The organism is Pseudoalteromonas sp. 2CM41L, assembly GCF_023161905.1.
Classification (GTDB): Bacteria; Pseudomonadota; Gammaproteobacteria; order Enterobacterales; family Alteromonadaceae; genus Pseudoalteromonas; species Pseudoalteromonas atlantica.
In genome coordinates, this window is the sequence record NZ_JALNTN010000019.1 from 76829 (window position 1) to 91400 (window position 14572).

Sequence of the window (14572 nt, forward strand, 5' to 3'; positions counted from 1 at the left end):
TTAGCCACATGATTATTAGTGTTATATAGCCAGATTACAATACTCACCAGGTAGTTTTTACTCATACCTAAAAAGCTCACTAGCTAAGTGCTAAACATGCACCATTACACCTTGATAACAAATGTTGCATCCAATCGATCAGCTAAGCCGTATTTAAATTATCTGCTTATTATAGATAGTAAATACATAGGGATTTTAGCGATGAATAGATTAGCCTTACTTACACTGAGCACGTTATATAGCACTAGCAGCTACGCGAATATAGAGACCCTTACTGTTTATGGACATAGAGATGGTTTAATTGGCGAGTCTATCAGTGCCTCAAGCGGTATTATTGGTCAAGGAGAAATACAGCAGCGTCCCATGCTCAGAAGCGCCGAAATGTTAGAGCTTATTCCAGGTATGGCGGTTACACAACACAGTGGCTCGGGTAAGGCTAATCAATACTTTATTAGAGGCTTTAATTTAGATCATGGCACCGACTTTGCCACCAGCATTGAGGGCATGCCCATAAATATGCGAAGCCATGGACACGGGCAAGGTTATACCGATCTTAATTTTATTATTCCAGAAGCTATTTCAACTATAAATTACCAAAAAGGATCATACAGCGCTACACAAGGCGACTTTTCAAGTGCGGGGAGTGCGCAATTTAATATAGCTAATAACTTAAAGCACAAGCAAATAGAGCTAAGCATTGGTGAAGATAACTATAAACGTGCAGTTGTGCTTAGTGCGGTTGATGTATCTAATGCCAAGTTAATAGCAGCAGCTGAGTGGCAAGGCTACGATGGCCCATGGGATGATATAAACGAAAACGTAAATAAAAAAAATGCCCTACTTCGTTATGTTGGCAAAGCTTTAAATGGAGATTTATCTATTACAGCAATGGCCTACGACAACACATGGCAATCAGCCGATCAAATTCCACAGCGCGCAGTGTCACAAAATATAACGTCACCCTTAGGGTCGCTTGATACCACCCTTGGGGGGAGTTCGAGTCGCTATAGCCTATCAAGTGTTTGGCAAGGCAAGCATATAAAAACCAGTATTTATGCCATAAATTACGATTTAACACTGTTTTCTAACTTTAGCTATTTTTTAAACGACCCTATAAATGGCGATCAGTTTAACCAACAAGATAGCCGCACTATTTATGGTGGTGAGCTAAGTTATCAATTAGACTCCCTTACTGCTGGTTTAAATATGCAGCACACTGCAGGGCTTGAGGTTCGCCATGACGATATAGACAAGGTAGGACTTTATAACACTAAAGCGCGAGAGAGACTCAATACAATAAGACAAGATGCCATAAAACAAACAAGCTATTCGAGTTATTGGCAAACAAAAATACTTTTCACACCTAAATTAGAGGCAACAGCAGGCGTGCGGTACGACTATTTTGATACCGATGTAAGCAGTATCACACAGGTAAATTCGGGCAAAGCAAACGATGACTTAGTAAGCTTTAAAGGCAGTTTAAATTATAAACTTACTGATTTGTTAGTCGCTTATGCAAACTGGGGGCAGTCTTTTCATTCAAACGATGCCCGCGGCACTACCATTAATATTGACCCTGTTAGCCAACAAAATTCCGAAAAAGTAGATTTACTGGTAAAAAGTGAAGGTGCTGAACTAGGCCTGCGTTTTGCCGATGATCAAAACGTTAATTTATCAGCCGCTTTATGGTGGCTTACACTCGACTCAGAGCTTTTATTTGTAGGTGATGCGGGTAATACAGAGCCAAGTGATGCATCAAAACGTTATGGTCTAGAGCTAAGCGCGTATTACTGGATTAATGAACGCTTTAGCCTAGACATGGAAGCCTCGTTTACTCATTCAAGATTAAATATAAACTCTGACAAAAACTATATAGAAGGCGCAGTACCTGTTGTTGCAAGTGCAGGTTTAAATTGGCATATAAGTCAAATGTGGCAATCATCATTTAGAGTACGCCACATAGGTAAACGTACGCTTTCTGACTATGGTGATATTCGCTCTGAACCATTAACGGTAGTTAATAGTGCTATTAGCTATAAACAAACTCACTGGAAAGTCGATTTTGAACTACTGAATTTATTTGATAGTAACGATCACGATATAGATTACTACTACGCTTCGCGCTTACCGGGCGAGCCTGCACAAGGTGTAGAAGATAACCACTTTCATCCTATTGAGCCTCGCACAGCCCGCTTATCAATTAGCTTATTGTTTTAACCGAGCAAAACACTGTATATAAAAACAGTATACATATAAAAGCGCACCTTAATACATTTTTTAAGGTGCATTTCGCTGAGATGGCGCTGTTTTAAAACTTTTTAACATAGCGTGGGGATCTACGTTTTTACTATGTTGGCTGCTCGCCTGTGCCCACCACATCAGTTGGCTAAAAGTACGCGAATAATAATTAAACCACGATTTTTCTTCTTCACCCTCTTGCATTGAACCATCGCTATTTAGCACCTCTTGCGCCTTTGGTACATGAACCATTGCAGAGACAGGTAAACACCCAAGTTCAGATAAAAAGGTACGTAAACTAATTGCCGCACGTAATCCTCCCCATTGCCCTGCCGAATAGGTGACAATAGCGCTTGGCTTGTACGAGAACAACGAGCTGCCAAAATGGTTTAGCAAATCAGCTAATGCCGGGCTCATACTATGATTGTACTCTGGGCTTACCATTATATAGCCATCTGCTTGGGTAATTTTATCTGCTAAGGCTGTTAAATGTGCTGGAGCTTGGCTTTTTGCATAGGCAAAATGAGGTTTAAATACATCTTCTGAAGGAAAGTCGAGCGCGTCTATAAGTTCAAACTCGTGCTCGCTGTAGCGCTGATTTAAACATTTGAGGCATGACTCAGCCACTCGCTCTCCTAATCGTGCTGGCTTAGGGGGTGTGCTATCTCTAACGGTGCCTAAAAAAACTAAAAATTTCATAAAAGCCTCCTTAATTGAGTGTTGTACCCACTATACCTTAAACCTAAAACATATTAAAAATGCGAGACTTTTATTTGTTTGCACAATTTTTAGCACTCTAAACAAAAATTAATAAGGGGGCCATCACTTACGCTTTAATGCTTACGCCTAATCTCCCCTAATTAAATTGATAACTAACACCAAGCCCTGCCCAAAATAAGGAGCGTAAATGCTCATCACCGCTATAGTGTGCAGCATCTTTGTTTATTGCAACGCTGTAACTGGCATAGCCAGATAGCATGACATTATTTAATAGTTGATAAGATAAATTAGCAGCAAGTTTTACGTTATTAAGGCCATTGTGGCCATCACTTACATAACCACTATTAAAACCCGCCGCAGTTTGCAGCTCCAATCGCATTAAATCACTAAATGCATACTCTTTTGTAATTGCCAGCTCTATAAAAGAGCCACTGAGCGATAACGAGTGGTAAATACTCGCCATTGCATGTATATCCCAATCATATGCATAGCTTATATCTAGGCTAAGCTCATTATCATGGGAATTTACTCCTTCCTCGCGTGCTTTTATATGGTTGTAACCTGCATACAAAGTTAGGTGCTCTGCAAGCTCAGTTGAATAAATAGCATTTAAATTTAGCTCATCGTAGTCATTATCAGTGTCTGTTGCTAACCAAGGGATAAACGTAAAGTCATTGTAATTTATTTCGCCCGCAATAGAGGCTAAAGCGCTACCGGGCAAGTTATCGCGCCCTTCTGTCACATAATGGCTTTCCCATAAAGGATGAATATGAATATTTAATTTTTCATTTTCGTGATCAGGGTGTGCAACGCTTTTTATATTCCCACCTACACCTACCTCAAGCTCGTGTAGCGATTCATTCGCAGCGCTTTTACTCGTACCTAAAGCCAGCGACATAATGCAGATCAAGTGAGAGATTTTTAAATTAGTTTTCATTAAAAGGTCCAAAACCAAAAAGTTGCGCATAATAGTGCTATTTAACGAAGCTCAGCAATAAAAAGATGCCTTTTTAAACAATTTATTTAAAAAATGGCTCACATCATTAAAAAACTAAGTAACTTGCTCATTTTACAATCTATAAGGTAGGATAAAAATGAGAAACCAACAACGCACATGGCTGATTTATAAATATAACTCGCGCATATTGTGCAATTAACAAGCAGGTAATCGTTTGGCTCTTTAAATCTATATATAAGTTGGTATCCTACGCGGCTTTTTGATAGTCATATTAAAATAATTACCCAGAGTTTAAGGTTAATTAGCCAAGGTGGGGCTCTCGCTGCATGGCACGTAAAGTGGCAGCAATCTAGGTTCAACGTAATAAAACGTTGTTCTAAATTTAAAAGCAAATATTAAGGTAACAGTATGCGATTTGGCCCAGGATTACTTGTAACAGCCGCATTTATTGGCCCCGGAACAATCACAACGGCAAGTGTTGCCGGTGCAAACTTTGGGTTTGCATTAATTTGGACATTACTTTTTTCGGTTATTGCCACTATTTTGTTGCAGTCTATGGCTGCTCGATTAGGAGTAGCAACAGGGCAAGATTTAGCACAAGCGTTACGTGCACACATTATAACCCCTTATCTTAAAGCGCTTGCTAGTTTTTTAGTAATAAGTGCAATTGGTGTGGGTAGCGCTGCATATGAAGCCGGAAACCTCAGTGGTGCAAGTATGGGGCTAGTTGGTATTTTCCCAGGGGTAAGTGCACAAATATGGACGCCGTTAATTGCTGTATGTAGCGCTATTCTTTTATACAGTGGTAAGCACAAAGTGGTAGAAAATGCATTAATACTGCTGGTGATCCTTATGAGCCTGGTATTTATATCTACCCTAATTATGGCTGCGCCACCAATGGCTAAAGTACTCGCAGGGTTTATACCTACAATGCCAACTGGCTCAATTACAACGGTATTGGCCCTCATTGGCACAACCATTGTACCGTATAACTTATTTTTGCACTCTGGTGTTTTAGCAGCGCAAGATCATTCTAAAAGGGATAAAGACACTGTTATTAAACAAACTAACTTAGATACAGGTTTATCAATTACGCTAGGTGGGGTGATCACCCTTGCCATTTTATCAACCGCGTCTGTTGCCTTTTATGGCACCGATGCCGGTAAAATTAGTGCAGCAAATATGGCCGTGCAACTTGAGCCATTACTTGGCGAAGCAGCGCATTACTTTTTTGCTATTGGCTTATTTGCCGCAGGATTAACCAGCGCAATAACAGCCCCATTAGCAGGCGCGTATGCGGTATGTGGCATGCTTGGTTGGTCAAGCGAAATGAGTAACACCCGTTTTAAAACAGTCGCCATTACTATTTTAGCTTTTGGTGCGTTTGTGGCCTCACTGGGGCTTGACCCTGTTGCGGTAATTATATTTGCACAAGCTGCAAATGGATTACTACTGCCCATCATTACCGCATATTTGGTGTGGTTAGTGAATCAAAAATCAGTCATGGGAAAATACACCAACTCAACACTTTTAAATGTAGTTATATTACCCGTGCTACTACTCATTTTTTCGTTAAGTTGTTACAAGCTATCAGGGTTAATTTTTTAAAACCAATTAACGTTTAACCATGGGCATGCCCATGGTTAAACATACAACCTGCGCTGCCTTGGCTGCTTTCAACTTGAATGGTGGCGTGTTCAATGTCAAAGTGGTCATGTAAATGGCTCTGTACTTCAATTAAAAAGTCGTTATTTAATGCGTTGTTGTCCGTTACTAAGTGAACAATAAGCGCAGACTCTGTGGTACTTAGTGGCCACACATGTAGCCCATGCACACCTGTTACATGCTCAATGCTTAAAAAATACTGCTTTAGTTTTTCTATACTAATATTTTTGGGTACGGCGTCTGTGGCGTAATTAAGCGAGTCTTTAAATAATCCCCACGTGCCAATAAACACAATCACGACAATACTCAAACTTACAACAGGGTCTACCCACTGCCAGTTTTTAAATAAAATAACAATGCCGGCAATTACCACACCTAAAGACACCGCTGCATCGGCCGCCATATGTAAAAAAGCACCTCTAATATTTAAATCGTGCTTTTGCCCCTGCACAAACAACAACGCAGTTAATGTGTTAATTACCACACCAATAAGCGAAACCACTATAACTGTCATGCCTGTAACCGGCTGAGGGTTTTCAAAACGCTCTATGGCATGCCAGGCTATGCTAGCAAGGGCAGCCATAAGTAAAACAGAGCTCATTAAAGACGCTAACACCGTTGATTTTTTATAGCCAAAGGTGCGCTTGTCGGTAGCTGCTTTACTTGCCAAAACATTTGCCCCCCACGCAAGTAATAAACTAACCACGTCGCTTAGGTTATGTCCTGCATCGGCTAAAAGCGCGAGGGAGTTGGCAAAAAAACCGTACCCGGCTTCTATCACGACAAATATAAGATTGAGTAAAACGCCTATAGCAAACGCGCGATTATAGTGACTAATATGATGGCTGTGATCGTGACTCATGTTGCTCCTTACATAGTAAATAACTTGATTAACCTGAGCTGTGAAAAATCTATTTTTAGCGCTCGCTGTGTTTAATTTATAAGGTTAATGAGGTATGTGTTCGGAAAAGTTTAAGTGTACCTAATAAATAAAACAGCCCATAAATACTGCATACAATTGAGCTTACAATCCAAAATACAATTGAGTTGTGATGAATTAACTGACTGGTTGTTACAAAAGGAGCGATTAATCCTGCTATCCCCCTTAGTAAATAAACGCCTGTTATTAATACTAAAGCCGTTTTTAATAAAGGCAGCTTTAAAATAACACCTGCGCCAGAGAGCGCATACATGCCCCATATAGCCAGTATGGCTGATATAATTAATGTAACAAAGGTAGGATACGTACTTCCCTGCTCAGCCAACTGCGCCATGTGTTCACCAGCACCAAAAAAGCGATACCAATCAGGGCCGCCAAAAATACAGGCAATATGTAAAAGTGACGCTATAAAACTTAAAACCCCCGCTATAACCAATAGATTATTAAACTTCATATAGTTATAAACCTAAGTTATTGGCTTAGGTAAGCAACAAAACCAATTAACGCTGCGTAAAAGCTAAAACCAAGTAAACATATTAGGTAAACGTTTTTAGCTTTATTTGCCTTAAAGCTCATATAATCTTTAATGTCAGCTTTAAACTTACCAAAGGTGAATACGTTTAAAATTGCACAGCCGGTAGAGTACAAAATAAACCCTAAAATGGTTTCTATCATTAGCCACATAACAATATCTAAAGCAATGCTCATAACACTCATCCATTAAGTAATGTAAAAACAACGTATCAAATCTATAGTTGATTATCAGCGAATTTATAGCGTTAAGGTGTAACAATAAATTTCGTAAGCCCTATTAATTGTCCCGACTCAGTTATCACTTTTACTTGCCACTTACCTTTAGCATCATGCGGAAAATTTACTTTATGAGTCCATGCTCTGTAGCCTTGTTTTCGCCCGCCATTAATATTGAGCGTAATTCTGTCGACCTCTTTTTTATTGTGTATCCATACATGAAATATTTTTTCGTTTAGGCCTCTTGGCGCTTTTACTGCGGTCCATGTGTATAACCCTTCATGATGAAGTGTATATAAATCAAGAGTATCAATGCTACCTAGCGGTTTTTTATGCTCAACATCTACTTTATGTGCCAAGGTAATATCGGTTAAACGCAGAGCTGCTGGCGGTACAAAGCTGCGAAGCTGCCAAACCCCGGCGCTTATTACACATAAAATTAAAACTAAAATAGGAAAACGCCACCAGCGCGCATCAGGCATTAAGTTTGTTAAGCTAGGTAAAGTAATAAGCACTGAGGTTACAAGCGCAATTGCTAAGCTTTGGCTCGTAGTTAGGTTTAATAAAATAGGTAACGTAACAAGCAAAACCACAAATAATGCAAAGTTATGAAATACTGTAAACAGCGTGCGGTTTTTAGCTAACTTTTTATAGTAAAATGGATCTATTACCGATATGAAGGCACATATAATAATCAGCGATGTAAAGAGTGCTTGTGGGTGATCCCACTGAGTAACCGCTAAAAAAAACGGTAACGCAAAAAATAGGCTTTCTTGTTGCACCATTTGCAGTGCAAAGCGCATTACATTAGGAGATACGGCTACCCCAAAGCGCTCTTGTACTTTATCGCGTAGCCAGTTGTCGATGATCAACCAAAACCAGCTCACCAGTAAAACAATGGCAATAACCTGCGAGAAAGACTCTTTTCTATCAACCATTACATAGCTTGCAACACCTGAGCAAAACGCCAATACAGCTAATAGCCCTGGTCGCTTTTGCATTGCCACTATAAATTGAGTAATGAGATTTTTTAGTTTGTTCATTTATTTTAGTGTCCGTACATAATGTACTTTATTATTATCAAGTTAGCTAAATCAGTGTAACTAAGCGTAGATGAACAACACATAGATGCCTGCAGGTATTATTGTTAGTTGTTGCATTAAAAACCACTCCCTTTTAACCGCTTTCTTAATTAATAAGTGCCTATAACTCGCCGTAAAACTACAGTAATTTTTAAAACTGTAACTTTAAGCGTTAATTAAAATAAGGGTTACAGCCGTGCCTGAATTTTATTAATGCTTAACGTGAATTTACCACAACAAACACATCTAGACGTCTAAACACCTATATATTATACGCTGCACTATTTTTTTACATGCCTAAAAACAGGTTTATGTTCTCTCAGTAACACATTTAATTTATATAAATGAATCAAACTCATGTTTTATGTGAAATTAAACCGTTTTTATTAAAGCACCAATCAACGTATAAATTATCTATCGGCCAGCGCTTATAAGCATTAAGCCTGTTTATTACAAAACCACCCTTTGAGCACGCTAAAGGCTCAGGTTTTAAATATACAATATGGATAGAGTCACCATGAGTAAAAACATTACATTTAATATTAAAAGTCAGCGCCTTGATGAAAACTACCAACCCGCTGAAAACACCCGTATTACCACTAATTTTGCAAACTTAGCACGAGGCGAACACCGCCAACAAAACTTAAGAAAAGCGCTAAATATGATCAACAACCGCTTTAACACCCTTGCTAATTGGGATAACCCAACCGCTGAGCGCTACAGCGTAGAGCTTGAGATTATTTCTGTAGATATTGGTTTAGATGAAAACAGCCAAAGCTTTCCTTCTATAGAAATATTAAAAACGAATATTATTGATACCAAAACAAACAAGCGCATAGAAGGTATTGTTGGTAATAACTTTTCATCGTACGTTCGCGACTACGACTTTAGCGTGTTACTTCAGCAACATAATAAAAATAAACCACAATTTAGTATTCCCGATAATTTTGGTGAGCTGCATGGTAAATTATTTCAATCGTTTGTAAGCTCAAACACCTATAAGCAACACTTTAAAAAGCCACCGGTAATATGCCTCAGTGTGTCAGATAACAAAACCTATCATCGCACTGCCAACGAGCACCCTATTTTAGGTATTGAATACCAACCAAACGAATCTTCGTTAACAGAGCAATACTTTAAAAAAATGGGCCTACAGGTGCGTTACTTTATGCCTGCAAATAGTGCCGCACCTTTTGCCTTGTTTTTCTTTGGTGACTTACTAAACGATTACACCAACCTTGAGCTAATAAGCACCATTAGCACAATGGAAACCTTTCAAAAAATTTATCGCCCAGAAATTTATAACGCCAATGCCAAAGCGGGTAACGCCTTTAAGCCTAATTTAAAAAATGCCGACCACTCACTCACGCAAATTATTTACGACAGAGATGAGCGCAGTAAATTAGCCGCCGAGCAAGGCAAGTTTGCTGAAGAGCATTTTATAAAACCGTATAAATCAGTGCTTGAGCAATTTACATCAGCAAACGTTTAACCTTATTTTAATAAAGGGCCACTCTTATTATGAAAACATTATTACCTACATCTACAGCAGGCAGTTTACCAAAGCCCTTATGGCTTGCAGAGCCAGAAACACTTTGGTCGCCGTGGAAGCTTCAAAACAACGAACTTATTGAAGGCAAAAAAGACGCCCTGTGCATTGCACTTCACTCACAACAACTCGCTGGTATTGACATAGTGAGCGATGGCGAGCAAACACGCCAACATTTTGTAACTACATTTATAGAGCACCTTAACGGTGTTGATTTTGAAAAACGAAAAACCGTAAAAATACGCGACCGTTACGATGCAAGTGTACCAAGCGTAGTGGGCCCTGTTAGCCGCCAAAAACCTGTATTTGTAGAAGACGCTAAGTTTTTGCGCTCGCAAACTAACCAACCTATAAAGTGGGCACTACCCGGCCCAATGACCATGATAGATACACTTTATGACGACCACTACAAAAGCCGCGAAAAACTAGCCTGGGAATTTGCCAAAATACTCAACCAAGAGGCCAAAGAACTAGAAGCCGCAGGTGTTGATATTATCCAATTTGATGAGCCCGCGTTTAATGTTTTTTTTGATGAAGTAAACGATTGGGGCATTGCCTGTTTAGAGCGCGCAATTGAAGGGTTAAAATGCGAAACTGCTGTGCATATTTGTTATGGCTACGGCATTAAAGCCAACACCGATTGGAAAAAAACACTTGGCAATGAATGGCGCCAGTACGAAGAAGCTTTTCCTAAATTACAGCAATCAAATATTGATATTATCTCACTTGAGTGTCACAACTCACACGTACCTATGGACTTACTTGAACTAATTCGCGGTAAAAAAGTAATGGTAGGCGCTATTGATGTTGCCACCAATGAAATAGAAACACCCGAAGAAGTAGCCGCTACTTTACGCAAAGCCCTACAGTTTGTAGATGCCGACAAACTCTACCCCTGCACAAACTGCGGCATGGCCCCGCTTTCGCGCGAAGTTGCAAACGCTAAGCTTAATGCATTGAGCAAAGGCGCGGAAATAGTAAGAAAAGAGCTATTAGTGCAGTAAAGCTTTATCTTAAAGTGACTATCATTAAATTGGCCCTTTAGTATATTTTTACTAATGGGCCATTAAATATAAAAAATCGAGAAAAAAATCGCTTAACCTATAAATATACAAATTAAGACAACACTTTCTTAACCTTTTTCTTAATCTTTTTTATAAGTTCAGGTTTTTGTTCAGAAATTAATTTACTTGATAAGTTAAACTCTGAGCAAAAACGTTCTTCCCATTCTTTGTTTAGCTTATTACTTTGTTTACTCGTAACTTGTTCAGTAGGAATATCTTCAACATTTACGGAAACCCCCATAAATTTAGCGATATCAGAAATAGTCTTATCCAAATTATTTTTGACATTATCAAAATTCATTTCCATATAATTACAGTCACTCGCCGCGAGAGAATATCGCCAAGACGAGTTATTTTTAATAATACTTTTAAGACTTTTATCAATACTCGAGTAATCATATTCAGGGTTCTCGTTTACAGGCTCTTGCCCCGCAATCCATACCCCAGTTTGGCTTGCTATTGATAAAGAGACAGCTTGATTAAGCACATTTTCTCTTGATAACAAAACATAATAAGCATCAGGAAAATAATTAACTAATTGTTCAAATCCACCAAACTCTTCAATGTGCTGATAATGTAACTTTATTCCAAATACCCCATTGGGTGATGTTCTGCGTTTTTGTATCTCATCTAAAACCTCATAAAAATCATCGGTTTTAAATTTTTCTTTCCATTTTTTTAAATTAGCAGGATTCGCATATTCTAGGGGAAAACCGAACGCATGCGTATTATGTAAAGCATGACCAAGCATATGACTACCACAACGTTCAGTTGATGCGATAATAAGCACTTTTGTAGGTTTAGAAACTCGTGGGTAATCATGCTCTTCTAAAAACTGTTCCTCATATAAGTGCATAAACAGATCCTTGTTGTTTAGTGAAAATAATAATAAATCATTAAAAATACTACACCTATAGAATAGGCTTGTAAATATTGTATATTTTCATTTAGCAACATATATAGTGCAATAGATTGATAATAAAGGGATTAAAAAGTTTAAATATTGTACACACGCATTATTCTTCAGAATAATCTACATTCTATAATTTTGTTAAAAAAACGATAAATCCTATCGTATTGAAAATATATTAGATCCGTATTTTAAATAAACAGAGAATTTTAAATAACAATCCAATTTTTAAAAACCTCTAGGGCCTTATTAGTTAAGGGTACAAATAGCAAAATCGATAACTATTTTGTACTGACTAAAAAAAGGCGAGCTAATAAACCATGAGTCACTTGTATTTCATCCATTAAAGAAGTCATTAGCATTCCCAAACCTGAATTACACGCATGAAAATAACTGCAAGATTGCAGTTTTAATTTTTACTGAGTAATTTTTAATTTATGCGAGTAGCTTTTCGCAATTGCTAATATTTGAACGCCGTTTGCGCTTTAAATTTTCACAGTAACTTGCTTGTGAAGTGGGCCTCCCTACTGCACCATGAAATACGCGCGTAAATTGTGTGGTAAGTTTTAACCAGTTTTCAGGCGATATATTAAGCCTTTCTAACAAAGGAATGGTCATATTATTTATATGCCCAAGCTTATCCTCTCGCATTATTCGCCCTGTTAGCTCAACGAGTTCAAGGTACGATTTAAGCTCAAACGGCAGTCCTTTAGGCATAATCTGACGTGGCATACCTGCAAAACGTAGTAACTGCTTAGGTTGTTTACCTTCTGCCGCGCATGTTAAGCGATTTTGTACACTGGTATGGTCTGATTCTTCTGGTTTGTTAGCCATTTTAGCTCTAATGGGATTTAAATCGACATAGGCCATACAGGCTGCAAGTGCTGCTTCATCAAGAAGTGCTTGAGATTTGAATCTACCTTCCCAGAAACGCCCTGTGCAGTTATCTTCTTTATTTGCTCTGCGAGCAATGTTTTCATTTAACAACCGCATAAACCAGCTGATACTTGATAGGCGCTCTCGGTATTGCTTTACTGTTTGATTAAAAAAGATAAGTTCAACTTTACTTAGCTTTTCACCCTGTATGTATTTTTGTGTTAACAATGTGCCTTTACAGAGTTTATGCCAGCGAATAATAATCGCTTTATCATTTAGCCTATTCGCTTTTTTATCATCTGCATACAGTACTAAGTGCGTGTGATTACTCATAACGGCATAAGCACACGTTGATACAAAATACCTTAGCTAATTCAAGCAACTTATCCTCAACCCACCCTCGTCGATGCTCGTAAGATTGACCAGTAAAACGGTCTTCCCCACATAAAAAAGCACGACGAACACACCGTGAAATACAATGGTAGTATTTTGTATCAACCAAACTTACTTGTCGCTTTCTTGCAATTGCCATAAGACACCCTGCTCGTTTTTCACACTGATTAAAACGTAGTCTTCAATTTAAAAAGAGCAAAATTTAAGTTGGGTGTCTAATTTATTTTTTTATTAGGAGCGGGGTATTTCAATTTATATGCTTGAATATCGTCTTTACTTGCGTACTTTAAATAAACGCCAAAATAATCGATTAGATACTCTTCACCTGTTCCCATTCGCCAAAATATATTGCTAGGTTCATATTCAGGGAATTTTTCCCAAGGAGGTAAAGGAGGATTCGCTTTGAGTTCACTTTCAAACCTTTGCTGAAGCATGGCTTCCCAATCCTTTTTGTGCTTTAGGTAGGCTTCCCAATCTTCAGCCGAAACTCCTTCAGGTGCTCCTATTTCATTTGAAGCCATAGTTGTCCCTGCAATCATAAACAAACTTAAAAATATAAAACGAATCATCATAAGAAAACTAACGCCTCGTTAAGAGGCAAAGAATTGTTGGCTAAAATTAGCGACGAAGGAGCAAAAGCCAACTGTTTTTTTGTCCTTTTAAACGACTTGTTAAACGGCAATTTCCCCTATGCGAAAACAGTCCGAAATAGTTAAATCACCCTTAAGTTTTATTCTTTTGCACATGTGATTTGGCATGTCATCATTAAATGGTTCTATATGAAACAGTTCTTCTACACACCAAGTTTCAGCGTCTAAATTTGTAGACATAATAGGATGACCCATAGTTACATCTTTGCCGTTATTGTTTAGTACCACCCAACCAGTTACATGCAAATTACCAAAAGACTCGATATGCTCTACTTCATTTTCATCTGCATCGACAAATTTTGTATTATAAGAAATTGACTCTTTCTCTGTGCTTATTTTGGTATAGCCAAGTTTATGACCTTTAAAATCAAAAGTAGCGTTATGCAACAATAGAAGTGTACAAAGAGCAATTTTATCTGATTGCTTTAGAAATAGATCTTTGTCTATTTGAAGTTTGTTCGAAACAATGACATTTACAAGCTCGGTTATCAATTCTTCTTGCGTAAATGCTACATCAGAAACTAGAAACCCCATAATATGTTGGATAGCTTCTAATGTTTGTTGAGATAACTTGCCATCTTTTAAAGTGGCTGTTTTATTCTTCTTATCGACTTTAAAAGCGTTTTCAATGCGACTCTTTAGCCTTTGCTGAGTAACATTAAATTTTTCTTTAAGTACTGATTCTTTAAATTTATTTACCTGTAGTGGCATAGTTAATTTGGCCACCCATTAAGAAAGAAATGTTATGCTAATAAGCATACAAATTTGGGTGAAAAA

13 protein-coding genes and 1 pseudogene are annotated in these 14572 nt (G+C 38.1%); 4 read left to right on the forward strand and 10 right to left on the reverse strand.

Annotation, left to right across the window (positions count from 1 at the left end; all coding sequences use genetic code 11):
• Positions 1-201: 201 nt before the first annotated feature.
• Positions 202-2217 carry a TonB-dependent receptor gene (locus MTF64_RS17725; protein ID WP_248452185.1) on the forward strand — a complete coding sequence of 672 codons (2016 nt, stop codon included), beginning with the start codon at positions 202-204 and terminating at the stop codon, positions 2215-2217.
• Between the two features lie 60 nt (positions 2218-2277).
• Here the strand turns inward: MTF64_RS17725 and MTF64_RS17730 are convergent, their stop codons facing one another.
• Positions 2278-2937: an NAD(P)H-dependent oxidoreductase gene (locus MTF64_RS17730; RefSeq protein ID WP_054982492.1), complete on the reverse strand. Its 660-nt coding sequence runs from the start codon at positions 2935-2937 to the stop codon at positions 2278-2280.
• Between the two features lie 157 nt (positions 2938-3094).
• Complete coding sequence (locus MTF64_RS17735) at positions 3095-3895, reverse strand: hypothetical protein (protein ID WP_248452186.1); 801 nt, start codon at positions 3893-3895, stop codon at positions 3095-3097.
• Between the two features lie 429 nt (positions 3896-4324).
• On the opposite strand from MTF64_RS17735, the gene MTF64_RS17740 reads away from it, so the two are divergent.
• The gene (locus tag MTF64_RS17740; protein ID WP_248452188.1) at positions 4325-5524 is read left to right on the forward strand and encodes an Nramp family divalent metal transporter; all 1200 of its coding nucleotides are present in this window, start codon (positions 4325-4327) and stop codon (positions 5522-5524) included.
• A 13-nt stretch (positions 5525-5537) separates the two neighbouring features.
• Here MTF64_RS17740 and MTF64_RS17745 read toward each other — a convergent pair whose 3' ends face one another.
• The 4 genes from MTF64_RS17745 to MTF64_RS17760 all read right to left on the reverse strand — a co-directional run bounded on the left by MTF64_RS17745 (position 5538) and on the right by MTF64_RS17760 (position 8314).
• Positions 5538-6443 carry a cation diffusion facilitator family transporter gene (locus tag MTF64_RS17745; RefSeq protein ID WP_138685729.1) on the reverse strand — a complete coding sequence of 302 codons (906 nt, stop codon included), beginning with the start codon at positions 6441-6443 and terminating at the stop codon, positions 5538-5540.
• A 76-nt stretch (positions 6444-6519) separates the two neighbouring features.
• Positions 6520-6975, reverse strand: coding sequence for a hypothetical protein (locus tag MTF64_RS17750; RefSeq protein ID WP_248452189.1), 456 nt, complete (start codon positions 6973-6975; stop codon positions 6520-6522).
• A gap of 17 nt (positions 6976-6992) precedes the next feature.
• Positions 6993-7229: a hypothetical protein gene (locus MTF64_RS17755; protein WP_096041770.1), complete on the reverse strand. Its 237-nt coding sequence runs from the start codon at positions 7227-7229 to the stop codon at positions 6993-6995.
• A 71-nt stretch (positions 7230-7300) separates the two neighbouring features.
• Positions 7301-8314, reverse strand: a complete 1014-nt coding sequence (locus MTF64_RS17760) for a DUF5924 family protein (RefSeq protein ID WP_248452190.1) — start codon at positions 8312-8314, stop codon at positions 7301-7303.
• A 556-nt stretch (positions 8315-8870) separates the two neighbouring features.
• Here MTF64_RS17760 and MTF64_RS17765 point away from each other — a divergent pair.
• Together MTF64_RS17765 and MTF64_RS17770 are read left to right on the forward strand one after the other, a co-directional pair.
• Positions 8871-9845 (forward strand): DUF1852 domain-containing protein, encoded by a 975-nt coding sequence (locus tag MTF64_RS17765; RefSeq protein ID WP_248452191.1) that lies wholly within the window; start codon positions 8871-8873, stop codon positions 9843-9845.
• Positions 9846-9874: 29 nt separating this feature from the next.
• Complete coding sequence (locus tag MTF64_RS17770) at positions 9875-10906, forward strand: methionine synthase (RefSeq protein WP_248452192.1); 1032 nt, start codon at positions 9875-9877, stop codon at positions 10904-10906.
• A gap of 112 nt (positions 10907-11018) precedes the next feature.
• Here MTF64_RS17770 and MTF64_RS17775 read toward each other — a convergent pair whose 3' ends face one another.
• From MTF64_RS17775 to MTF64_RS17790, 4 genes and pseudogenes are all read right to left on the reverse strand, one after another.
• On the reverse strand, positions 11019-11822 hold the full coding sequence (locus tag MTF64_RS17775; protein ID WP_248452194.1) for a Stf0 family sulfotransferase: 804 nt from the start codon (positions 11820-11822) through the stop codon (positions 11019-11021).
• Between the two features lie 489 nt (positions 11823-12311).
• Positions 12312-13284 (reverse strand): annotated as a pseudogene (locus MTF64_RS17780) (transposase).
• 76 nt (positions 13285-13360) lie between these two features.
• Positions 13361-13717, reverse strand: a complete 357-nt coding sequence (locus MTF64_RS17785) for a hypothetical protein (RefSeq protein ID WP_248452195.1) — start codon at positions 13715-13717, stop codon at positions 13361-13363.
• 99 nt (positions 13718-13816) lie between these two features.
• The gene (locus tag MTF64_RS17790) at positions 13817-14506 is read right to left on the reverse strand and encodes a hypothetical protein (protein WP_248452196.1); all 690 of its coding nucleotides are present in this window, start codon (positions 14504-14506) and stop codon (positions 13817-13819) included.
• Between the last annotated feature and the right edge of the window lie 66 nt (positions 14507-14572).

What these genes read in the sequence shown, in the direction of transcription:
- MTF64_RS17725 (WP_248452185.1), top strand. Translation starts at nt 202, where the DNA reads ATGAATAGATTAGCCTTACTTACACTGAGCACGTTATATAGCACTAGC.
- MTF64_RS17730 (WP_054982492.1), bottom strand. Translation starts at nt 2,937, where the DNA reads ATGAAATTTTTAGTTTTTTTAGGCACCGTTAGAGATAGCACACCCCCT.
- MTF64_RS17735 (WP_248452186.1), bottom strand. Translation starts at nt 3,895, where the DNA reads ATGAAAACTAATTTAAAAATCTCTCACTTGATCTGCATTATGTCGCTG.
- MTF64_RS17740 (WP_248452188.1), top strand. Translation starts at nt 4,325, where the DNA reads ATGCGATTTGGCCCAGGATTACTTGTAACAGCCGCATTTATTGGCCCC.
- MTF64_RS17745 (WP_138685729.1), bottom strand. Translation starts at nt 6,443, where the DNA reads ATGAGTCACGATCACAGCCATCATATTAGTCACTATAATCGCGCGTTT.
- MTF64_RS17750 (WP_248452189.1), bottom strand. Translation starts at nt 6,975, where the DNA reads ATGAAGTTTAATAATCTATTGGTTATAGCGGGGGTTTTAAGTTTTATA.
- MTF64_RS17755 (WP_096041770.1), bottom strand. Translation starts at nt 7,229, where the DNA reads ATGAGCATTGCTTTAGATATTGTTATGTGGCTAATGATAGAAACCATT.
- MTF64_RS17760 (WP_248452190.1), bottom strand. Translation starts at nt 8,314, where the DNA reads ATGAACAAACTAAAAAATCTCATTACTCAATTTATAGTGGCAATGCAA.
- MTF64_RS17765 (WP_248452191.1), top strand. Translation starts at nt 8,871, where the DNA reads ATGAGTAAAAACATTACATTTAATATTAAAAGTCAGCGCCTTGATGAA.
- MTF64_RS17770 (WP_248452192.1), top strand. Translation starts at nt 9,875, where the DNA reads ATGAAAACATTATTACCTACATCTACAGCAGGCAGTTTACCAAAGCCC.
- MTF64_RS17775 (WP_248452194.1), bottom strand. Translation starts at nt 11,822, where the DNA reads ATGCACTTATATGAGGAACAGTTTTTAGAAGAGCATGATTACCCACGA.
- MTF64_RS17785 (WP_248452195.1), bottom strand. Translation starts at nt 13,717, where the DNA reads ATGATGATTCGTTTTATATTTTTAAGTTTGTTTATGATTGCAGGGACA.
- MTF64_RS17790 (WP_248452196.1), bottom strand. Translation starts at nt 14,506, where the DNA reads ATGCCACTACAGGTAAATAAATTTAAAGAATCAGTACTTAAAGAAAAA.